Below are 293 nucleotides of genomic sequence, written 5' to 3' on the forward strand. Positions count from 1 at the left end.
TCGACGTATCGGTGCAGGCGGCGATCCTCAATTTGCTTGCCGACCTGCAGTCGAAAGAAGACGTCAGCTACATCTTTATCTCGCATGACCTTGGCGTTGTGCGTTACCTCTCCGACAAGATCGCCGTGCTCTATCTCGGCCGCATCATGGAGATTGGACCATCCGAAAAAGTTTTCTCCGGCCCGCACCATCCCTATACCGAAGCGCTGCTGTCGGCCGTGCCCAAGCTCGATCACACCGAGATGTCACGCATTCGTCTTGACGGTGAGATCCCCAGCGCTACCCATCCGCCG

The 293-nt window shown here is 57.3% G+C and carries 1 protein-coding gene; it reads left to right on the forward strand.

What is annotated here, in order from left to right; all coding sequences use genetic code 11:
- A partial coding sequence (locus EN804_RS36425; protein ID WP_135922430.1) for an ABC transporter ATP-binding protein occupies positions 1 to 293 on the forward strand: 293 nt, incomplete at both ends.

Source organism: Mesorhizobium sp. M8A.F.Ca.ET.161.01.1.1, from assembly GCF_004792105.1.
In the GTDB taxonomy this organism is placed as follows: domain Bacteria; phylum Pseudomonadota; class Alphaproteobacteria; order Rhizobiales; family Rhizobiaceae; genus Mesorhizobium.